This is a genomic window from Rhizobium sp. Root482 (genome assembly GCF_001426565.1).
Lineage (GTDB): Bacteria > Pseudomonadota > Alphaproteobacteria > Rhizobiales > Rhizobiaceae > Pararhizobium.
Genome location: NZ_LMFA01000023.1, coordinates 11,434 through 33,392 on the forward strand (window position 1 = coordinate 11,434; position 21,959 = coordinate 33,392).

Consider the following 21,959-nt stretch of genomic DNA (forward strand, 5'->3'; position numbering starts at 1 on the left):
GGCTGGCGTCCGGGTGTCAACAGGGTTTTTGAAGTTTTCTGGGAAACGTCCGGAAAAAGGCAATAAACCATTGGATCGCAAGAGTTTTTGCCAAGGCGGTTTACGTCCGGCAGTCCATGCTGCCCGTCAGGAATGTTCCCTTTCAAAGGTCCGGATACGTTCGAGGCCCCGCTGGAGCAGCGCATCTGCTTCGGCTTGCGTCTCCGCTTCGACATAGCAGCGCATTTCCGGCGCATTGCCCGAGGGGCGGAAGTGAATGATGCCGCCGCCCGCGAGCGTTACGCGCAGGCCGTCTATGTCGCTGACATGTCGCGGCGTGCCGATCGGCGCGAGGAAGGCGGCAAGCTCGTCCATGCCGGTGCGCAGGCGGGCCATCAGGGCGGCGCTCGTTTCAAGCGGGAAATTCTCGACCCGGTCGCTGAGCGCCACCGGCAGGCGATAATCCGCCGCCAGCGCCGAAAGCGGCTTGCCAGCCTCGGCGGCCCTGAAAAGCACCGCGAGCATCGGCAGAAAACTGTCGCGTGTCGGCAGCGCGGCAAGCACTGTGCCATTGATCGTGAAATCGGTGGCAGTCAGCGTGCCGCCATTGGCCTCGAAACCGACCACGCCGGACGCACGGTCGCCATTGGCGCCAACGGCCTCCGTCATGCCCTCGATGACGAAAGGCGAGCCGACGCGGGTGCGCAGGATGGAGAGGCCCGGCTGGCGCTCCAGGCCGGAATTGGAGGTGACGGGGGTCACAGCCACCTTGGCGCCGGTAAATTGCGCCGCGATCAGGCCGAGAAGGTCGCCGCGCAATGGCAGGCCGGTCTCGTCACTAACAAGCGGCCGGTCGCCGTCGCCGTCGGCGGATATAATTGCGTCGAGCCGGTATTGCTGCGTCCAGGCTTTCAGAAGCGCCACGGTTTCCGCAGATACCGCCTCGGTATCGACGGGAATGAACGTCTCGGAACGGCCGAGCGCGACGATATCGGCGCGGTAATGGCTGAGCAGCTCGGCAAGCATGTCGCGGGCGACGGTGCTGTGCTGGTAGACGCCGACCCTGAGGCCTGACAGGGCGCCCGCCGGCAGGATGGCCTTGTTGCGGTCAAGGAAAAGCGTCTCCGCCTGCCGGGAGTGATCCTGCCCCCGGAGAGGGGTCGTTTCAGGCTGAAGCGCCTCGGCCATGATGTCGGCGGCGGCAGCGGCGATCGCCTGTTCGTCCGTCTTGGCGATCTCGCCGTCCGGGCGATAGAACTTGATGCCGTTGCGATCGGCCGGGATATGGGAACCGGTGACCATCAGCCCGGCCGCCCCTATCGTCCGCCCATAGAGTGCCAGCGCCGGCGTCGGCACCGTGCCGCAGTCGAGAACGGTCAGGCCGGCGCGGCTGAGCGCGCCGGTGCAGATGGCCGAGATCGACGGGCTGGAGGCTCGAAAGTCGCGGGCGATCAGGATCGGGTCGCCGGCCTTCGCCTGGCCTGACGCCAGAAGGTAGCGCGCAAATGCGGTTGCGTAGACCGCGGCGGCCGGGCCGTCGAGATCGGTGGAAAGGCCGCGCAGGCCGCTGGTGCCGAATTTCAAACTCAATGTCTTGTCTCCGTCGCGATGACAGGGTTTTGATGGGCCGAGCAAGTGACATATGGCGCATATTGGCGCATTCTACCCGGCTTGCCATGGACTGGATGGCAATCCTGATTTTTCAGGAGAGCAGCCTTCGCCTAGAATAAAACAAAAAGACCGTGCGTTTATGAAGCAGGGACATCAATCGAAGCAAACCCTTTTGGGAGAAAAGAGGAAGCAAATGACGAGATTTCGGAATTTCGTTGTTAGTTGCGCTCTGGGCGTCGCCACTATGATGACCCCTGCTGCGCCGGTGCTGGCGATGCCGCAGGCGGTGCCATCGACGGCCGTCAGTGCCGGGAACGACGTGCAATTGGTCGATCACCGACGCGGGCACCGTCGTCATTATTACAATCGCCATCACCGGCCCTATTATGGCCATCGCCGGCATTATCGGCCCGGCTTCGGGGTCTATATCGCCCCACGGCCGATCTATCGCGAGCGCTATGTCCGCCGCGGCAGCGCGCATGTGAACTGGTGTCTGGCGCGCTACCGCTCCTATAATCCGGCCACGAACCGGTTCCTGTCCTATGGCGGGGTCTATAAAATCTGCCGCTCGCCCTATCGATAGGGCGGTCACTTCAATCGACGGCGGGGCTTTCCCCCGCCGTTTTCATATCGGCTCCTATCGGGTGACCAGATCGTAGCCCCAGAGCAGCGCGGCATAGCGCGCCGCTTTGCCGATCGTCACATAGACGAAGAATACGGAAAAGGGCATGCGCAGCAGTCCGGCGGCAAGCGTCAGCGGATCGCCGATCAGCGGCAACCAGGAGAAGAGCAGAACCGGCCGGCCAAAGCGCTCGAACAGCGTCTGCGCCCTGCTCCGGTTTTCCGGGCCCACCGGAAACCATCGGCGGTTCTCGAAGCGCAGGAGAAAGCGACCGAGCACGAAATTGACGATGGCACCCGTCACATTGCCGGCGGTGGCGGCAAGGAACAGCGGCAACAGCCGGGCATCCTGCTGGGCCGCCGCCACGAGCAGCGCCGCTTCGGACACTCCGAACAGCAGTGTCGCGGACAGGAAGGCCGCTCCGAAAACACCCAGCAACAGCATAGCCGTCACAGAAATCAGCTCCGATCGGTATGGCCGAGATCGCGCTCCGGCTCGATCACATCGCGCACGCGCTGCTTCAGTTCCTTGGGTCCCGGAAAGCCGCCATCGCGCTTGCGCTCCCAGATCAGCGCACCATCCACGCATATCTCGAAATTGCCGCCGGTGCCCGGAATGAGCGCCACCTCGCCGAGGCTATCGCCAAAGGTGGAGAGCAGTTCCTGCGCCATCCAGGCAGCCCTTAACAGCCAGTTGCACTGGGTGCAGTAGAGAATGGTAATGCGTGGTTTTTCGTTCATGTCGATTTCCGGTGGAGTGCTGGCGAGACGTTATCCATCGAACATCGATCCCGCAACCATGCGGCCACCGACGGCTTCACGAAAATGTCAACTTATTTTATCATGTTTTCTCGGTGCGAGGCTTGCCCGCCAGTCGTTTGCCGGCAAGTAGATCGACATTCGAAATCCACAGGAGACGACATGACCGACAACATATCTGCCCGTCCGCCAGCAATGGTGCCGGCCCTGCAGCGGCTCTACCGGCCCTTTGACACGACAGCGGAGACTTTGCTGCGGGTGGTCGCCGGTGCGCTGCTCGTCACGCACGGCTATACCAAAATCCTCAATCCATTCGGGGCGGCCGGCATGGTCGAAAGCCTGGGTTTCTATCCCGGCGTCTTCTGGTCCCCGCTTCTGGCGGCAACGGAGTTTTTCGGCGGCATCCTCATCGCCATCGGCCTGTTCACCCGTCCGGCATCCTTCGCGGCAATGATCGTGCTGCTGGTGACCGTCTATTTCCACGGGATCGTTAAGGCGGAAGGGCTTGGCGGCGCCGAGAAGTCCATTCTCTGGGCGGCGATCTTCCTTTTCTTCGCAGTTCGCGGATCGAATGCGCATTCGGTCGATGCCAAGCTCGGCAGGCAAATCTGACGGCGCCGCGCGGTCGCAGCCCAATATCCAAGAACTGAAAACGCCGCCTGTGAAAACAGGCGGCGTTTGCTTGTCGCGCTCATGCTGAAAGGCTTACAGCGTGCGGGTGATGTGCTCCACGCGGAAGCACTCGATCGTGTCGCCGGCGCGGATGTCCTCGTAGTTCTCGAAGGCCATACCGCATTCCTGGCCCATCGGCACTTCGGCGACTTCGTCCTTGAAGCGCTTGAGCGTCTTGAGCTTGCCTTCGTGGATGACGACGTTGTCGCGCACCAGACGGACGCCCGCACCACGCTCGACCTTGCCCTCGATGACGCGGCAGCCCGCGACCTTGCCGGTCTTGGTTATGTTGAACACTTCCAGGATTTCGGCATTGCCGAGGAAGGTTTCGCGTCTTTCTGGCGAAAGGAGGCCGGACATCGCCGCTTTCACGTCATCCACCAAGTCGTAGATGATGTTGTAGTAGCGGATTTCGATGCCGGAGCGTTCCGCGGCGGCCCGTGCCTGGACATTGGCGCGGACATTGAAGCCGATGATGGCCGCATTCGAGGCTTCGGCCAGCGAAATATCGGACTCTGTGATGCCGCCGGCGCCCGAATGGACGATGCGGGCCCGAACCTCGTCGGTGCCGAGCTTCTCGAGCGCACCGGCAATGGCTTCTATCGAGCCCTGCACGTCGCCCTTGATGACCAGCGGGAATTCCTTCAGGCCGGTATTCTGCAGCGTCATCATCATCTGCTCGAGCGAGCCGCGCTGGCCCGACGCGCGGGCAACCGCCTTGTCACGGGTCAGGCGCTGGCGGTATTCGGAGATTTCGCGGGCGCGGCTCTCGTTTTCGACGACGGCGAACCTGTCGCCGGCCTGCGGCGTGCCGGAAAGGCCGAGAATTTCAACCGGGGTTGCAGGACCGGCGGACTTCACATGCTCGCCCTTGTCGTTGACAAGCGCGCGCACGCGGCCCCACTGATCGCCGGCAACGATGATCTGGCCGGGTGTCAGCGTGCCCTTCTGGACGAGGACGGTGGCAACCGAGCCACGTCCGCGATCGAGCTGGGCTTCGACCACCGTGCCTTCGGCGGACCGATCGGCGTCGGCACGCAGATCGAGGATTTCCGCCTGCAGCAGGATGGCTTCGAGCAGCTTGTCGAGGTTCTGGCGGGTCTTGGCCGAGACTTCGACATCGAGCACTTCGCCGCCCATGGATTCCACGAACACTTCATGCTGCAGCAACTGCTGGCGCACCTTGTCCGGATTGGCCTCGTGCTTGTCGATCTTGTTGATCGCCACGATGATGGGCACGCCGGCCGCCTTGGCATGGGAGATCGATTCGATCGTCTGCGGCATGACGCTGTCATCGGCGGCAACCACCAGCACGGCGATATCGGTCGCCTGCGCGCCACGGGCACGCATGGCGGTGAAGGCGGCGTGGCCGGGCGTATCGATGAAGGTGATCTTGTGGCCGTTCTGTTCCACCTGATAGGCGCCGATATGCTGGGTGATGCCACCGGCTTCACCCGAAACAACGCTCGTCTGGCGGATGGCATCGAGCAGCGACGTCTTGCCGTGATCGACGTGACCCATGATCGTCACGATCGGCGGACGCGGCAGCATTTCGCCGTCGTCCGATGCGTCGAACAGGCCTTCCTCAACATCGGATTCCGAGACGCGCTTGACCGTGTGGCCGAATTCGCTGGCAATGAGTTCGGCGAGGTCGGCGTCGATGACGTCGCCCGGCTTCATCATCTGGCCTTCCTTCATCAGGTACTTGATCACATCGACGGCACGTTCGGCCATGCGCTGCGACAATTCCTGAATGGTGATGGTTTCCGGCAGGATGACCTCGCGCATGACCTTTTCGCGGGTTTCCTGCATCTGGCTGCGCCGGAATTTTTCCTGGCGACGGCGCATGGCAGCCATGGAGCGGCTGCGCGGATTGCCGTCGTCGGCAAGAGCGGCCGTCAGCGTCAGCTTGCCCTTGCGGCGCTCTTCTTCGGTCTTCGGACGGGCAGGGGCCTTGGCAGGCTCGGGACGAACCACCTTGCCACGCACCGGCGTCGCGCCGGGGCGGCTCGGACGGGCTTCGTCTTCTTCCTGGGGCTTGCGGCGCGCATCGAGCGGTGATGCGGCGGCCGGCTTTGCAGCCTGGGCACGGGCCTGGTCTTCCGCCTTGCGGGCGGCAACGGCCGCAGCTTCCGCTTCCGCTGCCTGCGCGGCCTCCACGGCTGCCTTTTCGGCGGCACGTTCGGCCGGCGTGCGGGCTGCCTCTTCGGCGGCCTTGCGGGCGGCTTCTTCCTGTTCCAGCTTCAGGCGCGCTGCTTCTTCTTCCTTGCGGCGCGCTTCTTCGGCGGCGCGGCGCTTGGCATCTTCGGCATCGCGGATCTGTGCTTCCGCCAGGGCGCGACGACGCGCGTCGATCTCGCCAGCCGACAGCTGGTTGAGAACCACGCCGACGCGCGGCCGGGCAGCATTGCCGTCCTGGCGGTTGCCGTCTGGACGGTTGTCGCTGCGCGGCTGCGGCGACTGGGGTGCCGGACGCGAGGGTTGCTGGACCGGTGCGGCGCGCTGCGGCTCGGGGGCACGCGCCACGGGTGCCGGCGCGGTGATCGGAACGACCGGCTTGTCGTCTTCCGGTCGCATCGGCCGCCGCTTGCGCGTTTCGACCACAACGGCCTTCGTCCGGCCACGACCCATGTCCTGGCGAACGGTCCCCTGTTGAACCCCGGAGGGTTTCAGGGTCAGCGTCTTTTTACCCGCTGCACTGAAGTTCTTGTCGTCGTTGTTGTCGGTCATTCCGTTCCGTTCCTAAGATCAGGGCCGGATGCGTATCACCAGACCCTGCCGTTCGATTTCCGTTCTGCAATCGCGGTTGTTCCGGCATGCGCCGGTGACCCGCGTCATTGTGTCGGCTGGCCAGTATCGGCGCCAACGGCTCGTGCCGGGACGGTTCCCCGGTATCTTTCGAGCATGTTTGCGCGCTTCACTACACCTTCACCTGCCTGCCCTGCAAGCGCGCAAGCATGGATAAACGCATTCTGGCCTAAAAGCCCTTCCATTTCCGCCTCGGTGAAGAAGCGGTAGGAGGGTATTTCCTGTCCGTCCTCGACGACAAAGCTCATCGCCTTGCGCGCCTGGTCGATCTTGCGTACCCCATCCGCCGCGGCATCCACCGCGTGGAACGTGGCCAGCGCCGCCAGGCCGCGCACCGCCTGCTCGACCTTCGAGGCGCCGCTGACGAATTGCGCCGCCTTGCGCGCCAGGTTCATCATGCCGGCCAATTGCAACACCAGGAGCCGGTCGACCTCGTCGGCAAGCTCCGGCCCGGCCGTCACATCGGCCCGCAAGGCCCGGTTGAACAGCTTCCGTGCGATCGCCTTTTCCAGCACAGACCGTTCGGCGCTCACCCAGCAGCCGCGTCCCGGCAACTGCTTCTTGAGGTCCGCCACGACCCGGCCTTCGGGGCCGGCGACGAAGCGGATCAGCGTCTCGGGCGTGCCGCCCTGCCGCGTCACGATGCACATGCGGCCGTTCACGGCTTCACCTTCCACATCCGCGACCGGATCCCTGTCTTCAACCAGCATGGCGCTCGTCACCCAGCATGAGCGGCAATCGCGTCAGCAACGCCGTCAGGCGTCCTGTTCCGCGCCTTCCTCTATGACTTCTTCGAGGGCTGCTTGCTCCTTGGCAAGATCCTCCTCGGTGATCCAGCCGGCGGCAAGACGTGCCTGCAGCACCATGTTCTCGGCCTCGACGCGCGATACGTCGAGTTTTGAAAACAGGCCTTCGAACTTCTTCGTCTCGCCATCCTTGCGTTCCGACCAGCCGACGAGATCGTCGGCGGCACAGCCGGCGAAGTCTTCCATCGTCTTGATGCCGTCTTCGCCCAGCGCCACCAGCATCTGGCCGGTCATGCCGTTGATGGAGCGCAGCTCGTCGGCAACTCCGAGTTCAACCCGCTTGGCGTCCAGCTCGCCTTCCAGCCGCTCGAGATATTCGCGCGCCCGGGTCTGCAGTTCGCTGGCCGTATCGTCGTCGAAGCCTTCGATCGAGGCGATTTCGTCAAGCTCGACATAGGCAAGCTCCTCGACCGCCGCAAAGCCTTCCGAGGCGAGCACCTGGCCGACCATCTCGTCGACGTCGAGCGCTTCCATGAACAGGTTGGTGCGCTCGTTGAATTCCTTCTGGCGGCGCTCGGATTCCTCCGCTTCCGTCATGATGTCGATGTCCCAGCCGGTAAGCTGCGATGCCAGGCGCACATTCTGGCCGCGGCGGCCGATGGCCAGCGACAGCTGCTCGTCCGGGACCACGACTTCGATGCGCTCGGCATCTTCATCGAGAACGACCTTGGAGACTTCCGCCGGCTGCAGCGCATTGACGATGAACGACGCCGGGTTCTCGTTCCAGGGAATGATGTCGATCTTCTCGCCCTGCAATTCGCCGACCACCGCCTGGACGCGCGAGCCACGCATGCCGACGCAGGCGCCGACCGGATCGATCGACGAGTCGTTCGAGATCACGGCAATCTTGGCACGCGAACCGGGGTCGCGGGCAACCGAGCGGATCTGGATGATGCCGTCGTAGATTTCCGGCACTTCCATGGTGAATAGCTTCACCATGAACTGGGGATGCGTGCGCGACAGGAAGATCTGCGGACCGCGCTGTTCGCGGCGCACGTCGTAGACATAGGAGCGAACACGGTCGCCATAGCGCATGTTCTCGCGCGGGATCATTTCGTCGCGGCGGATGATGCCTTCGCCACGGCCGAGATCGACGATGACATTGCCATATTCGACGCGCTTGACCGTGCCGTTGACGATTTCGCCGATGCGGTCCTTGAATTCGTCGAACTGGCGGTCGCGCTCGGCCTCGCGCACCTTCTGGACGATGACCTGCTTGGCCGACTGCGCGGCGATGCGGCCGAAATCCATCGGCGGCAGCGGATCGGCAATGAAATCGCCGAGCGCCGCGTCCGGGTTGCGGTCACGCGCCAGCTCCAGCGGGATCTGGGTCGAGTAATCCTCGGCGACCTCGACGACTTCGAGCAGGCGCTGAAGCCGGATTTCGCCGGTCTTGGAATTGATGTCGGCGCGGATATTGCTCTCCGAACCGTAGCGCGAGCGGGCCGCCTTCTGGATCGCGTCGGCCATGGCGGCCAGAACGATTTCGCGGTCGATCACCTTTTCGCGCGCGACGGCATCCGCGATCTGCAGAAGTTCGAGCCGGTTAGCACTCACTGCCATATTCAAGTCTCCGTCTGAATGCCGGGGCCTCTCCCAGAGGCGTTCCCGCGCCTAAACTCAATTGATCGGCGAATCTTCGTCTTCGAAGTTTTCGTTGGCCGCTTCTTGCGCGGCCTTTGCTTTCTTGTCCGCCGTCAGCGCGTCGCGGATCAGGTCGTCCGTCAGGATCAGCCTGCCTTCCGCCAGCGCCGTGAATGGAATGGTCACCATCGGCGCTTCGCCGGCAGCCGGCTGGTCGCGCTCGATGGTAAAACCCTCGTCGTCGGCCGAAACGATCTTGCCGCGAAAACGCTTGCGGCTATCGACGAGCACCGAGGTCTCGCACTTGATCAGGTGGCCGGACCAGCGACTGAAATCCGATTTGCGCACCATCGGCCGGTCGATGCCGGGTGACGACACTTCCAGATGATAGGCCTTTTCGATCGGATCTTCCACATCGAGCACAGGCGAAATGGCCGTCGAAATCGCTTCGCAGTCTTCCACCGTCATCGTGCCGTCGGGCCGCTCGGCCATGATCTGCAGTGTGGCGCCGTTCTGCGAGGAAAGGCGAACGCGAACAAGCTGGTATCCCATAGGCGTAAGAACGGGCTCGATGATATCGGCAACACGCCGATCGATCCCGGTTTCGGTCACCAGTCGCGGCTCCATGGTATTTTCTGTCGCTGTCATGTCGGACAAACGAGGCTCTCCCGGTCTATCGGGTAATAAAAAAGAGCGGGTCCTGACGGGCCCACTCTTCATCAACCGATCAAGAATTTGAGCTTCATATACGCTCCATCGTCGATAAATGCAAGCCGTCGGCCGAGGTGGCAAAAGCATGATCCGGCGCTCGGCGACAAAATTCCGCCGCCGCGATGCTTTTGCTTGCCCGACACATCAACTGGCCTAAATTGCCAGCAAAGACAGACGAGATTGGAAAAGCGCCTTGCCGCAACGACTATCGCCATTGGCGCCCTTCAGGCACGATACGTTCCGCATCATCTGGGTAGCAAGCCTTGCTTCCAATTTCGGCGGCCTCATCCAGGCCGTCGGCGCCGCCTGGATGATGACCTCGATTTCCAACTCGGTGAACATGGTGGCGCTGGTGCAGGCCTCCACGGCCTTGCCGATCATGCTGTTTTCGCTGGTCTCGGGCGCGCTCGCCGATAATTTCGACCGGCGCCGGATCATGCTCACCGCCCAGTGTTTCATGCTGTGCGTCTCGGCCGCGCTGACATTCTGCGCCTATGTCGGATTGATCACGCCCTGGCTGCTCCTGTTCTTCACCTTCCTCATCGGTTGCGGCACAGCGCTCAACAATCCGTCCTGGCAGGCCTCGGTCGGAGACATGGTGCCGCGCGATGTCCTTCCCGCCGCCGTGGCTCTCAACAGCATGGGTTTCAACCTGACGCGCAGTGTCGGCCCGGCGGTCGGCGGCGCCATTGTCGCCGCTGCCGGCGCCGCGGCTGCCTTCGCAGTCAATACGCTCAGTTATTTCGCCATTATCTTCGCGCTGGTGCGCTGGCGCCGGGAAGTGAGTCTGAGCGCGTTGCCGCGCGAATCGATGGGCCGGGCAATTTCGGCGGGCCTGCGCTATGTGGCCATGTCGCCCAATATCGGCAAGGTGATGTTCCGCGGCTTCGTCTTCGGGCTTTCGGGCAGCGCCATCCTGGCGCTCTTGCCGCTGGTGGCGCGCGATCTCGTCTCTGGCGGACCGCTGACCTATGGCATCATGCTCGGGGCCTTCGGGGTCGGTGCGATCGGCGGTGCGCTTCTGAGTGCCCGGCTGCGTGAGCATCTGTCGAGCGAATGGGTGGTGCGCATCGCCTTTGGCGGTTTCGCGGTAAGCAGCCTGATCACGGCGCTCAGCCCCTATGGCTGGCTCACAAGCCTGGCGCTGCTGCTGTCGGGCGCCGGATGGGTGCTCGCCCTGTCGCTGTTCAATACGACGGTACAGCTTTCAACGCCGCGTTGGGTGGTCGGGCGCGCCCTTTCGCTCTACCAGACGACAACCTTTGGCGGGATCGCTGCCGGCAGCTGGATCTGGGGTCACGCAGCCGAAGCCTATGGTCCTGCCTATGCGCTGATGGCCTCCGCGCTGGTGATGATTGTCGGCGCGGCGATCGGACTGCGCCTGCCGCTGCCGGAGTTCCTGTCCCTCAATCTCGATCCGCTCAATCGCTTCTCCGAGCCGCTCCTGAAGCTGGACCTGAAACCGCGCAGCGGCCCGATCGTGGTGATGATCGACTATGAGATCGCCGATGAAGACGTGCCGAAATTCCTGACCGCCATGGCCGATCGGCGGCGCATCCGCATCCGTGACGGTGCCGGCCAATGGGGTTTGATGCGGGATCTGGAAAATCCGACGGTCTGGACGGAGACCTATCATGTGCCGACCTGGATCGAATATGTCCGCCACAATCAGCGCCGCACCCAGGCCGATGCGATCATCGGCGACCGGCTGCTGGCGCTCCACCGCGGCGAAGCCCCGCCACGGGTGCATCGGATGATCGAACGCCAGACCATCCTTCCCTATGACTACGAGCGCTACAAGCAGCAGGTCGATATGCACTAGCCGATTGAGATGGTGAAGTCCGGAGGCGAAACTATCTGAGCTTTGCCTTCAATCCCGCATCCGGAAAGCAGGTCGGACTCAAACCGTTCTTCGCCTGCCAGTCGCCCAGCGACCGGCGGGTCTTGTAGCCTGCCAGCCCATCAGCCTTGCCGACATCATAGCCTTTCGCCTGGAGGGCTTTCTGCATGTGCAAAACGTCCGAGCGCAGCATCTTGCCGACATCGCCGAAGCCGGCCTTGAAGGCGCCGCTACCGGACGAGATCCGGTCGGCGAGATTGCCGATGAACAGGGCGTAGAGATCGGAGTTGTTATATTCCTTGATCACGTAGAAATTCGGCGTGACGATAAATTCCGGACCGTGCCGGCCGGCCGGCACCAGCATCATGCCGTCCGCCTTCGTCTCGCGCGCAGGGAAAGCCTTGCCGGATATGCGCTCGATGCCGGTCGTTGCCCATTGCGCGATCGGCTTGGCCAGGTCCGGCCCTTCCTGCGCGCAGGAGATGTCCTGCGGGATTTTGACCTCGAAACCCCAGTCGCGGCCGCGTTGCCAGCCTTTTTCGGAGAGATAGTTGGCGATCGAGGCGAGCGTATCCGGCACTGACGTCCAGATGTCGCGTCGCCCGTCGCCATCGAAATCGACGGCATATTTCAGGAAACTCGTCGGCAGGAACTGCGGCTGGCCCATGGCGCCGGCCCAGGAGCCCTTCATGTCCGCCTCGCGCACATCGCCGCTGTCGAGAATATGGAGTGCGGCCACCAGTTCGCGCCGGAAGAGGTCGGGCCGCGTCGACATGAAGGCCTTGGTCGCGAGCACATCCATGACCGGATGGGGGATTTTCGCCCGGCCGAAGCCGGATTCCCGGCCCCAGATGGCAACGATGATCGATCCGGGAACGCCATAGGCCTTCTCGATCCGGCGCAGCGTCGCGGCATGGCTCTTGGCAAGGCTGCGGCCGGTCGCCGCCAACCCCTGCAGCCTCTTTTCGGAAAAATAGGCGCCGGGCGAGGAAAATTCCGCCTGGCTCTGCTTGCGTTCGCCCGGCGGCTTAGTGCCCGGTGGCACCAGATCGGGCAGGTCCCAATTGAGTTTCACATCGGCGAAGGCGGCCGTGAAGGATTTTTGCGAAATCCCGGATTTTTGGGCTTCCGGCCAGAGATCGGCCTGCAGCCACTGCCGGAACTGGGCTTCGGTATCGGCCTTGGAGGCGGCGAGGACGGGGGAGGATGAGAGGAGGAGCAGCGCGGCGAAGGCTGCCGTCAACGTCCTTCGGAGAGTACCCCCCTCTGTCGGCGACGCCGACATCTCCCCCTCAAGGGGGGAGATTGACCGAGACTGTTGTGCCTGCCTGACAATGTGGCCAACGAGGGAAAGGAATGATCTCCTCCCTTGAGCGGGAGAGGTCACGAAGTGACAGAGGGGGGGAAGCCACGGCATATTCAGAGGTTTCCTCATATCGCCGTCCTCGCCCGGAGCGCCGCCGTCAGCGTTCCCTCGTCCAGATAATCCAGTTCGCCACCGACCGGCACGCCGTGGGCGAGCCTGGTGATCTTGACGCCCAGGCCGTCGAGCTGGTCGGTGATGTAATGGGCCGTCGTCTGGCCCTCGACGGTGGCGTTGACCGCGATGATCAACTCGCGCACGCCACCCTTGGACACCCGTTCCACCAGGCCGCGGATATTGAGGTCGTCCGGGCCGACGCCGTCGAGCGGCGACAAGGTGCCGCCGAGCACGTGATAGGCTGTGTTCATCGCGCTGGCCCGCTCCAACGCCCAGAGGTCGGACACGTCCTCGACGACGATGATCACCGAATTGTCGCGCCGCTCATCGGAGCAGACGCTGCACGGATCGCTGGTATCGACATTGCCGCAACAGGAGCAGATGCGCACCTTCGCATGCGCCTCACCCATGGCATCGGCCAATGGCCCGAGCAATTGATCCTTCTTCTTGACGAGGTGCAGGGCCGCGCGCCGCGCCGAGCGCGGTCCGAGCCCGGGCACCTTTGCCAGGAGCTGAATGAGTTTTTCGATTTCGGGGCCTGTGACTCGCTTTGCCATGCGGCGGTTCTATCTCATATCCACATCGAACGGAATCGCTGAACGGGGTCGCCATCCATGAAAATCCTTGCCGTCTGTGCCGGCAGCGCTGAAACCTTGCCCGGCAAGTCCTACAAGACCGGCATCTTCAAACATTCGGTCGAGGCCGGCGTGATGGTCGATCGCGAGGGGCTGATCGGCGATAGAATCTGCAACCGCAAACACCATGGCGGCGTCGATCAGGCCGTCTATGCGCTCGGCACCATCGACCTCGACTGGTGGGCAAGGGAACTGGATCGCGTGCTGGAACCCGGCACGTTCGGTGAAAACCTGGTGATCGAGGGTGCCGACAGCCGCAAGATTTCGGTTGGCGATCGTTTCGTCACGGAGACGGTGGAACTGGAGGTCACCTCCACCCGCATCCCCTGCGCCACGCTTTCCGCCCGCATGGGCGATCCGGGTTTTGCAAGGAGGTTCGTCAGGGCCGGGCGGCCGGGCTTCTATTGCCGGGTATTGAAGGACGGCGTCGTCCGGGCCGGAGATGCCATTGTCTATCACGCCTATTCCGGCCCGCCGGTGCTGATGCCGGAAATGCTCGAAACCTATGGCAAGAACCTCTCCGACGAGGACCGGGCCCGCTATCTGGCGGCCCCGATCCATTATAAGCTCAGAGCCAGGCTGACGGGTTGAGAGATATCCTGCCGGCGCCGGTCAGAACGGCAGTTTCATGCCCGGCGGGATCGGCAGGCCGGCTGTCAGTTCGCGGGTCTTTTCGGCGGTGATCGCCTCGGCCTTGTCCTTGCCGTCCTTGTGGGCGGCGACGATCAGATCCTCGAGGATTTCGACATCGTCCTCCTTGAACAGCGACGGGTCGATCTTCAGTCCCTTGAGATTGCCCTTGCCGTCCATGCGCAGGGTCACCAGGCCGCCGCCGGAGGAGCCGTCGACTTCGAGCGCGGAAATCTCTTCCTGCATCTTCTCCATCTTGGCCTGCATTTCCTTGACCTTGCCCATCATGCCCATGATGTCGCGCATCGCCCTGTCCTCTTCTGAATGTCTCGATAAATCTTAAACTAGTGCTCGATATCGTCGCCGGGAAGGATGTCGCCCTCTTCGGATTCGGCGGCGGCCACCGCTACCGGCTCGAGATCCTCTTCCAGCTCGGGGCCTTTGATCCTGACATCGGTAATCTTGGCGCCGGGGAAGCGGGCGAGAATGGCGGCCACATCGGGGTCCTGGCGGGCGTCGCTGACGCGTTTTTCCTGCGCCTGCGTCTCGGCCTCGATCAGGGTCGGCGCGCCGGGTTCGCGGCTGAGAATGACCATCCAGCGAATGCCGGTCCACTCTTCCAGCTTCTTCTGCAATTCGGCGACCAGCGTCTTCGGTGCATCGTCGGGCAGGTTGATTTCCAGTCGCCCCGGCTCGAGATTGACCAGCCGGACGAAGCCGCGCACGAGGGTCTTCAGCTTGATGTCGCGGTTTGTGCCGCAGAGATCGGCAATGTCGCTGACGGAGCGGACGGTAATCTTCGGCTCGGCTTTCGCGGCAGGCGCCTCGACGGGCCTCTCCTCGACCCTGCCGACCGGCATGGCTTGCGGCGCTGCATCCGGCACGGCGCGCAGCATGGTGGCGCCGTTTCCGGTAGTGCGCTGCGCCGGCATCATGTCGCTGCCACGCGCCTGAACTGGCGCAGCTATCGAGGCCTGGGTGCCGCCGCCATTGCCGTTGCCCGGTGCCAGGGGCTGACGTGGCGCTTCGCCGTTCGACAGTTCCATGAGGCGCCGTGCGGCGTCTTCCGGCGAAGGCAGGTGTGCGGCATGGGCAAGCCGGATCAGCACCATTTCAGCGGCTCCCGCCGGGCGCGACGAGGCTTCCGTCTCGGGAATGCCCTTGAGCAACATCTGCCAGATGCGCGAGAGCGTCGTCACGGCGACGCCCTCGGCAAATTCAGCGCCGCGTGTCCGTTCGATCTCGCTCAGCGACTGGTCGTTGGCGGCATCCGGCACATATTTCAGCCGGGTAACGAGATGGGTGAAATCGGCAAGGTCGGTCAGCACGACAGCGGGGCTGGCGCCCATCTCGTATTGGCCGGCAAATTCGTCCAGCGCCGCGGCCACATCGCCTTTGACGATATGGGAAAACAGATCGACGATGCGGGCGCGGTCGGCAAGGCCGAGCATCGAGCGCACCGCCTCCACCTCGACAATGCCGCCGCCATGGGCGATCGCCTGGTCGAGCAGGGACAGGCCGTCGCGGGCAGAGCCTTCGGCGGCGCGGGCGATCATCGCCATGGCGTCCGGATCGGCGGAAATGCCCTCCTTGCCGAGAATGGTGGTGAACAGGCCGACGAGATCGGACGCGCCGATGCGCCGCAGGTCGAAGCGCTGGCAGCGCGAGAGCACGGTGATCGGCACCTTGCGGATTTCGGTGGTCGCAAAGATGAACTTGACGTGCTCCGGCGGCTCTTCGAGCGTCTTCAACAGGCCGTTGAAGGCCTGGGTCGAGAGCATGTGCACTTCGTCGATGATATAGACCTTGTAGCGCGCCGAAACCGGCCGGTAGCGCACCTGCTCGATGATCTCGCGGATATCGTCGATGCCGGTATGGGAGGCGGCGTCCATCTCGATCACATCGACATGGCGGCCTTCCATGATCGCCTGGCAATGCTCGCCGGGAATGCGCAGGTCGATGGTCGGCTTGTCGGTGTCAGATGTCTTGTAGTTGAGCGCGCGGGCAAGGATGCGGGCGGTGGTGGTCTTGCCGACGCCGCGCACCCCGGTCAGCATATAGGCCTGGGCGATGCGGCCGGTCTCGAACGCATTGGTGAGCGTGCGCACCATCGGTTCCTGCCCGACCATCAGGTCGGAGAAGTCCTTCGGCCGGTATTTGCGCGCCAGAACGCGGTAGGCGGCGGGCGTTTCGGATGTCGGGATCAGGCTATCTTCGCTCATCGCCCTTTTTTCCCACCATGGGGCCGCTTGGGTGCAAGTCGTGTCCGGACAGGACAGAAGGAAAAGGGTGGGAGGCTGGCACGATGACCCGTGCCTGGCTCGTTGGGGCTGCTTCCTTCCGGACCTGACCCGGTTGGCGAGTGGCTCGTCCACCACCAACCTCCCGGTTCTCATATCGGCAATATCCAAACCAAATGCAAGCCAAGCCTTCAAAAAACTGCTATCGATGTGCAAACAAACGGGAAATCAAAGTCATGGGAGAGTTGCTTGTCCGCCTTCGAGATCGATGAACGCCTTGAGCGTGACGGAATGTTGGTCACCACGCTCGGGCTTTGCCAGTTGCGCGTCCACAATGACCGGCGCTGGCCCTGGCTGGTGCTTATTCCGCAGCGCGGCGGCATCTCGGAAGTGTTTGACCTGACGCCGCTCGACCAGGCGATGCTGACCTTCGAGACGAACATGGTCGCTCTGGCATTGAAAAAGGCGACCGGGGCGACGAAGATCAATGTCGGCGCGCTCGGCAATATCGTCCGCCAGCTCCATGTCCATGTCATCGCCCGCAGCGAAGGCGATGCCAACTGGCCGGGGCCGGTCTGGGGTTTCGGTTCGGCCGAACCCTGGGACGAAAGCGGGCGCAAGGCATTCGCAGCACGGATAGTGGAAAATCTCTGACCATGACGAAATCGATCTTCGACCTGCACAGCCCGCATCCCGAGCCGAGCACGCTCGTCGCCTTCTCCGAAAATCATCTCGACAGACAATCCGAACATCGCCCCGACGATTGCCTGGAAACGGCGTTCCGCAAGCAGGGTGCCCATGTCTTTGTCTTTTCCGGCGGCAAGCTGGTCGTCAAGCATGACGAGAAGGTCATCGATCCCCTGTTTGCGCCCTATGAGCTGGCAGGCCTGGAGCCTGAACTCGACGATGCGATCCTGCTCGGTTTTATCGCCAATGGCGAGCCGCGGCTGGCCGTGCCGATCAAGCTCACCGAAGAAACCCTTCCCGAACCCTTCAAGCTTGCCGATGGCCGCACGCTTTATCGCCAGCAGATGCTGACGGACGAATTGCTGGGCCAGTTCGCGCAGGCCTCGAGCCTGATCAGCTGGAACGCCACCAACCGCTTCTGCGGTAAATGCGGATCGGCGATGGAGAGTAAGGCCGGCGGCTATCGCCGCATCTGTACCGGCTGCGGTCATATGACCTTTCCGCGCACCGATCCGGTCGTCATCATGCTGACCATCGACCTGGAACGCGATCTCTGCCTGCTTGGCCGCAGCCCGCATTTTCCCGAAGGCATGTATTCCTGCCTGGCCGGTTTCGTGGAGCCGGGAGAAACGATGGAAAATGCCGTCCGGCGCGAGACGCAGGAGGAATCCGGCATCCGCATCGGCCGTGTCCGCTACCATGCCTCGCAGCCCTGGCCGATGCCGCACACGCTGATGATCGGCTGCTATGCAGAGGCGAGGTCGCACGATATCCACTGCGACGAGCAGGAACTGGAAGATTGCCGCTGGTTCACCCGCGAGGAAACGGCCGCGATGCTGTCGCGCAATACCGGTGTGGCCTTGTCGGCGGGCGAACTCGGGCCACCGCCGAAAGGCGCCATCGCCCATCAGCTGATGCGCGACTGGCTGGACTGGCCGCAATAGGCGGTCAGGAGGGCCGGCGCCCGCAAGACGGGCGCCGTACTTTATCCGGCATCCTGCCCTTGCTTAGAAGTCGCGCTGCAGGCGGAAAGTCCCGCCGATCGCGTCGCCGCTGCCACGCTCTCCGCCGAAATCGGTATAGTTGATTTCCGGCATCAGCTTGAGGCCCGGCACGAGCGCATATTCGACATTGAGAGCCGCGGCAAACGTTCCGTCTTCCTCATAGGCTGCCTGGCCGTTGAGCGAAGCCTTCTCCGAGAGATTGGCGGAAAAACCGCCCCAGACCGCCCAGTCGCCATACCATGGGCCGTAATAATTCAGCTGCCGCGTGCCGCCCGGGCCATTGTCGTTGTCCCAGTCCGACTGGTAACCACCCATCACGAAAGCCGATAGCGTCTCGTTGAAGGTAACATCGACGCGGATCTTGCCGCCGAAGGCCTCGGCATTGGTGTCGTAGCCGCCGATGGCCGCGATGCCGCCCCAATCCTGCTCGTATTTCACGCCGCCGATGACATGCGGAAAATCATCCCCCTTGTAGGAACCGAAATCATAGGTGCCGGCACCTTCTTCCAGGCCGATCAGCGCTGAAAAGCCATTGCCGCCTTCATAGATGTAGCTGACCTGGTTGGTGCGCGAACCGGTGTAGTTGATGACATCGTCACTGATGATGTTGCCGGCCGAATCCGTCCAGGTATCGAAGCGCGAATCGGTGAAGCCGGCGCGGAATCCCGCAAGCTCGATATAGGCGCTGATCAGCTTCGCGGTTTCGTCGCCGTCGCCGTTAACCTCGAACCGCTGCTCGATAAAAGACCGCAACGTGCCGTATTCCGTATCGGAGCGCGCGTCATAGGTCAGCGTCGCGCGGGTAAGCGTTCCCCATCCGATATCTTCGCCGCTATAGACGTCATCGCCGGCCGTCAGATCGAAGCGAACATAGCCGCCGATCTTCAGGCAGGTTTCGGTGCCGGGAATATAGAAATAGCCTTTGCCGAATGCGTCGCAGACGCGCACATATTCCATTGCTTCGGGTTCGGCCGCCACAATCGCGTCGGCTGCGCCCGCGTTGGAGATGGCCATGAGCGCTGCCGCCGAGCCGAGAAAAACTGTCTTGAGAAACATGGGAGAACCTCTGCCGCGCATGGCGGCAGGGAGAGCCGTCCACGCCGGATAAATTGTTGCCGAAAAATGAACGCGCATCGTCGAATGCCATACTGGCCTGTTGCGTCAACGAACCATCTGGTCACCGTAAAATAACCATCTTTTGGCCACGAATTACAGAGGTCAGTTTTTGCCCTTTAAATTCGTCCCAGGCGTGCCTATGCCGCAATTGTCCGGCTACACCGCGGGCCGCATCGGATGGGCGGCATAGGAGCCGAGGATGCGCACTTTCTCGGAGAAGAACCGCAATTCGTCGAGCGCCCGGCGCACGGGCAGGTCGTCGGGATGTCCCTCGATATCGGCATAGAACTGCGTGGCGGTGAATTTGCCGCCCAGTTGGTAGCTTTCGAGCTTGGTCATGTTGATGCCGTTGGTCGCAAAGCCGCCAAGCGCCTTGTAGAGGGCGGCCGGGATGTTGCGGACATTGAAGACGAATGTTGTGACGATCACGTCATTATCTTTATTGCGGCGAATGTCCTGCGCCTCGCGCGCCAGGACGACGAAGCGGGTCACGTTGTTTTCCGTGTCCTCGACATTTTCGGCAATGATGTCGAGCTTGTAGAGATCGGCGGCAAGCCGTGGTGCAAGCGCTGCCATCGACCGGTCGCCGGTTTCCGCCACCAGCTTGGCGGCGCCGGCGGTATCGCCGGCCACTATCGGTCTCCAGCCATTGGCGCGCACGATCTTGCGGCACTGGCCGAGCGCGTGGATATGGCTGTGCACGGTCTTGATCTCGTCACGCGAAACGCCCGGCAGAACCATCAGCTGGAAGCGGATCGGCATGAAATATTCGCCGACGATATGCAGCCGCGATTCAGGCAGCAAGTGGTGAATATCGGCGACGCGGCCGGCAATGGTGTTCTCGATCGGGATCATCGCCAGGTCGGCCTCGCCGTTATCGACGGCCAGAAAGGCATCCTCGAAGGTCTGGCAGGGCAGCGGCTCCATCTGCGGGAACATGTCGCGGCAGGCCATGTCGGAATTGGCGCCGTAGTCGCCCTGAAAGGAAATCCGGTTGGTCTTGGTGGTCATCATGCGTTCCGATCAGTCGTTGGCAGTAAGAAGACGCCGTGCTTTTTCAAGGTCGGCCGGCGTATCGACGCCAAGCGGGATGGATTTGACGATCTCGACGTCGATGCGCATGCCGGCCTCAAGCGCTCGCAACTGTTCCAGCGACTCGCGCTGTTCGAGAGCCGAAGGTGGCAGCGAGACGAATTTTTCGAGCGCCGCGCGTCGGTAGGCATAGAGCCCGATGTGGTGATAAAGCGGCCCCTTTCCATGCGGCGCGGTTGCGCGGGTAAAGTAAAGCGCCTTTAGCCGACTTTCGGACAGGGGCGACCCGACCACCTTTACGATGTTCGGATTGAGCTTGTCGTCCTCTTCCTCGATCTCCACGGCAAGCGTGGCGATATCGACGGCGGGATCGGCGAGCGGCCGCAAGGCGGCGCGAATCGTCTCCGGCTCGATGGTCGGGAGGTCGCCCTGGACATTGATGATCACGTCGGCCTTGCCGTCCGGGTCGCTGGCCAGCAACGCCTCATGGATGCGGTCGGATCCGGACTGATGGTCCACCCGGGTCATCACGGCCTCGAAACCGGCGGCAGTGACGGCATCAAAAACCTTCCGATCATCGACCGCGACAACGATACGGCCGGCCTGCGCGTCCTGCGCCCTGAGGGCCACCTGGACGATCATCGGAAGCCCGCAAATATCGGCGAGCGGCTTGCCGGGGAGGCGGGTCGAAGCCATTCGCGCCGGAATGAGGATAAGTGTTTTGTCCAAATTGTCGCTGGTCATGCTTTGGCCTTCAAAATCCATTGGAAAAGTGTCAAAAGGTCTCAGTCCGGCACTTATAAAGTCTGTTGCAACGCAAAGCCAAAAGACATAGGTTCCGCGCGATTTCAAGATAGGCTGGCGTTTTGTTTGCGCCGGTTGCAAGGGAGCGTTTACAGATGAACTCATATGTGAACATGGGCGTGGGTGCCTTTCTGGGCACGGTCTTTGTTTTGATGACCGTGTCGATCGCATCGGAAGGCATTTTCCATTCGGAGACTCCCGAAAAGGAAGGCTTTGCCATCGTCGCCGAGGAAGGCACGGCGGATACCGGCGGCGGCGCCGCGGCGGAAGTCGAAGTCGATATCAAGCCGCTTCTGGCCACTGCCGACGCATCGGCCGGTGCTGCCGTCTTCAAGAAATGCGCGAGCTGTCACACCGCCGACAAGGGCGGCGCAAACAAGGTCGGACCGAATCTCTGGGGCGTCGTCGATCGCCCGATCGCCTCGCATGAGGGCTTCAGCTATTCGGCTGGCATGAAAACCTTCGCGGAAGCCAACAAGACCTGGACCTATGATCACCTGAGCTTCTTCATCGAAGCGCCGAAGAAGCATGTTCCCGGCACAGCGATGGGTTTTGCCGGTGTGAAGAAGCCCGACGAGCGCGCCAACCTGATTGCCTGGCTGCGTGAGCAGGCCGATTCTCCGGTTGCCCTGCCGGATGCATCCGCTGCCGCAGCTCCTGCCGCCGAAGCACCTGCCGCCGCCGAAGGCGAGGCAGCACAGCCAGCCGCCGAAAGTGACGCAGCACAGCCGGCCGCGGACGGCAATGCTGCACAGCCCGCACCGGAAGGTGCAGCCGAGCAGCCTGCCGCCAACGGCACTGCGCCGGCGACTGAGGGTGCGGCTGAACAGCCGGCTGCCAATGGCGAGGCAGAAACGCCCGCCACCGAGACCGCCCCGGCCCAATAAGCCAGGCGCTTGTGGACAAAAGATTGACGAAAAAAGCCCGGCCCCGTGCCGGG

At 62.7% G+C, this 21,959-nt stretch carries 21 protein-coding genes and 1 other RNA gene; 7 read left to right on the plus strand and 15 right to left on the minus strand.

All coding sequences use genetic code 11. The features are described from left to right. Positions 1 to 126: 126 nt before the first annotated feature. Positions 127 to 1,563 (minus strand): phosphomannomutase, encoded by a 1,437-nt coding sequence (locus tag ASD31_RS18610; RefSeq protein WP_200952228.1) that lies wholly within the window; start codon positions 1,561 to 1,563, stop codon positions 127 to 129. Positions 1,564 to 1,834: 271 nt separating this feature from the next. On the opposite strand from ASD31_RS18610, the gene ASD31_RS18615 reads away from it, so the two are divergent. After that, on the plus strand, positions 1,835 to 2,173 hold the full coding sequence (locus ASD31_RS18615) for a BA14K family protein (protein ID WP_056337338.1): 339 nt from the start codon (positions 1,835 to 1,837) through the stop codon (positions 2,171 to 2,173). 54 nt (positions 2,174 to 2,227) lie between these two features. Here the strand turns inward: ASD31_RS18615 and ASD31_RS18620 are convergent, their stop codons facing one another. Together ASD31_RS18620 and ASD31_RS18625 are read right to left on the minus strand one after the other, a co-directional pair. Beyond that, entirely contained in the window at positions 2,228 to 2,656 is a 429-nt protein-coding gene (locus ASD31_RS18620) for a YqaA family protein (RefSeq protein WP_082520629.1), read from the minus strand. 14 nt (positions 2,657 to 2,670) lie between these two features. Continuing rightward, positions 2,671 to 2,952, minus strand: coding sequence for a SelT/SelW/SelH family protein (locus ASD31_RS18625; protein WP_056337341.1), 282 nt, complete (start codon positions 2,950 to 2,952; stop codon positions 2,671 to 2,673). A 180-nt stretch (positions 2,953 to 3,132) separates the two neighbouring features. Here ASD31_RS18625 and ASD31_RS18630 point away from each other — a divergent pair, with 180 nt between their 5' ends. Then, a complete protein-coding gene (locus ASD31_RS18630; RefSeq protein ID WP_056337344.1) occupies positions 3,133 to 3,582 on the plus strand; it encodes a DoxX family protein in 450 nt (149 codons plus the stop codon). 93 nt (positions 3,583 to 3,675) lie between these two features. Here ASD31_RS18630 and infB read toward each other — a convergent pair whose 3' ends face one another. The 4 genes from infB to rimP form a co-directional block, all read right to left on the minus strand. Then, a complete protein-coding gene (gene infB / locus ASD31_RS18635; RefSeq protein ID WP_056337347.1) occupies positions 3,676 to 6,372 on the minus strand; it encodes a translation initiation factor IF-2 in 2,697 nt (898 codons plus the stop codon). Positions 6,373 to 6,476: 104 nt separating this feature from the next. Then, complete coding sequence (locus ASD31_RS18640; protein ID WP_056337351.1) at positions 6,477 to 7,160, minus strand: RNA-binding protein; 684 nt, start codon at positions 7,158 to 7,160, stop codon at positions 6,477 to 6,479. A 45-nt stretch (positions 7,161 to 7,205) separates the two neighbouring features. After that, positions 7,206 to 8,819, minus strand: coding sequence for a transcription termination factor NusA (nusA, locus tag ASD31_RS18645; protein ID WP_056337354.1), 1,614 nt, complete (start codon positions 8,817 to 8,819; stop codon positions 7,206 to 7,208). Between the two features lie 57 nt (positions 8,820 to 8,876). Then, the gene (gene rimP, locus ASD31_RS18650) at positions 8,877 to 9,497 is read right to left on the minus strand and encodes a ribosome maturation factor RimP (protein ID WP_056337357.1); all 621 of its coding nucleotides are present in this window, start codon (positions 9,495 to 9,497) and stop codon (positions 8,877 to 8,879) included. A 247-nt stretch (positions 9,498 to 9,744) separates the two neighbouring features. Here rimP and ASD31_RS18655 point away from each other — a divergent pair, with 247 nt between their 5' ends. Continuing rightward, positions 9,745 to 11,373, plus strand: a complete 1,629-nt coding sequence (locus ASD31_RS18655) for an MFS transporter (RefSeq protein WP_056337360.1) — start codon at positions 9,745 to 9,747, stop codon at positions 11,371 to 11,373. A gap of 31 nt (positions 11,374 to 11,404) precedes the next feature. Here the strand turns inward: ASD31_RS18655 and ASD31_RS18660 are convergent, their stop codons facing one another. Both ASD31_RS18660 and recR read right to left on the minus strand, forming a co-directional pair. After that, positions 11,405 to 12,676, minus strand: a complete 1,272-nt coding sequence (locus tag ASD31_RS18660) for a lytic murein transglycosylase (RefSeq protein ID WP_056337363.1) — start codon at positions 12,674 to 12,676, stop codon at positions 11,405 to 11,407. A 146-nt stretch (positions 12,677 to 12,822) separates the two neighbouring features. Continuing rightward, positions 12,823 to 13,428 (minus strand): recombination mediator RecR, encoded by a 606-nt coding sequence (gene recR, locus ASD31_RS18665; RefSeq protein WP_056337366.1) that lies wholly within the window; start codon positions 13,426 to 13,428, stop codon positions 12,823 to 12,825. A 57-nt stretch (positions 13,429 to 13,485) separates the two neighbouring features. On the opposite strand from recR, the gene ASD31_RS18670 reads away from it, so the two are divergent. Further along, positions 13,486 to 14,097 (plus strand): MOSC domain-containing protein, encoded by a 612-nt coding sequence (locus tag ASD31_RS18670; RefSeq protein ID WP_056337368.1) that lies wholly within the window; start codon positions 13,486 to 13,488, stop codon positions 14,095 to 14,097. Between the two features lie 21 nt (positions 14,098 to 14,118). On the opposite strand, the gene ASD31_RS18675 is transcribed toward ASD31_RS18670, so the two are convergent. The 3 genes from ASD31_RS18675 to ffs all read right to left on the minus strand — a co-directional run bounded on the left by ASD31_RS18675 (position 14,119) and on the right by ffs (position 16,522). After that, positions 14,119 to 14,442 (minus strand): YbaB/EbfC family nucleoid-associated protein, encoded by a 324-nt coding sequence (locus tag ASD31_RS18675; RefSeq protein WP_056337371.1) that lies wholly within the window; start codon positions 14,440 to 14,442, stop codon positions 14,119 to 14,121. Positions 14,443 to 14,480: 38 nt separating this feature from the next. Continuing rightward, entirely contained in the window at positions 14,481 to 16,358 is a 1,878-nt protein-coding gene (locus ASD31_RS18680) for a DNA polymerase III subunit gamma/tau (RefSeq protein WP_056337374.1), read from the minus strand. Positions 16,359 to 16,425: 67 nt separating this feature from the next. Next, an RNA gene (gene ffs, locus ASD31_RS25590) (signal recognition particle sRNA small type) lies at positions 16,426 to 16,522 on the minus strand. Between the two features lie 145 nt (positions 16,523 to 16,667). Here ffs and ASD31_RS18685 point away from each other — a divergent pair. Together ASD31_RS18685 and nudC are read left to right on the plus strand one after the other, a co-directional pair. Continuing rightward, on the plus strand, positions 16,668 to 17,030 hold the full coding sequence (locus tag ASD31_RS18685) for an HIT domain-containing protein (protein ID WP_056338177.1): 363 nt from the start codon (positions 16,668 to 16,670) through the stop codon (positions 17,028 to 17,030). Positions 17,031 to 17,032: 2 nt separating this feature from the next. Next, positions 17,033 to 18,007: an NAD(+) diphosphatase gene (gene nudC / locus ASD31_RS18690; protein WP_056337377.1), complete on the plus strand. Its 975-nt coding sequence runs from the start codon at positions 17,033 to 17,035 to the stop codon at positions 18,005 to 18,007. A 63-nt stretch (positions 18,008 to 18,070) separates the two neighbouring features. Here the strand turns inward: nudC and ASD31_RS18695 are convergent, their stop codons facing one another. From ASD31_RS18695 to ASD31_RS18705, 3 genes are all read right to left on the minus strand, one after another. Continuing rightward, a complete protein-coding gene (locus tag ASD31_RS18695) occupies positions 18,071 to 19,123 on the minus strand; it encodes a porin (RefSeq protein ID WP_056337379.1) in 1,053 nt (350 codons plus the stop codon). Positions 19,124 to 19,339: 216 nt separating this feature from the next. Beyond that, positions 19,340 to 20,194, minus strand: coding sequence for a prephenate dehydratase (locus tag ASD31_RS18700; RefSeq protein WP_056337382.1), 855 nt, complete (start codon positions 20,192 to 20,194; stop codon positions 19,340 to 19,342). Between the two features lie 12 nt (positions 20,195 to 20,206). Then, complete coding sequence (locus ASD31_RS18705; protein ID WP_056338180.1) at positions 20,207 to 20,959, minus strand: 3-deoxy-manno-octulosonate cytidylyltransferase; 753 nt, start codon at positions 20,957 to 20,959, stop codon at positions 20,207 to 20,209. Between the two features lie 155 nt (positions 20,960 to 21,114). On the opposite strand from ASD31_RS18705, the gene ASD31_RS18710 reads away from it, so the two are divergent. Further along, positions 21,115 to 21,906 (plus strand): c-type cytochrome, encoded by a 792-nt coding sequence (locus ASD31_RS18710; RefSeq protein ID WP_056337386.1) that lies wholly within the window; start codon positions 21,115 to 21,117, stop codon positions 21,904 to 21,906. Positions 21,907 to 21,959: the final 53 nt, after the last annotated feature.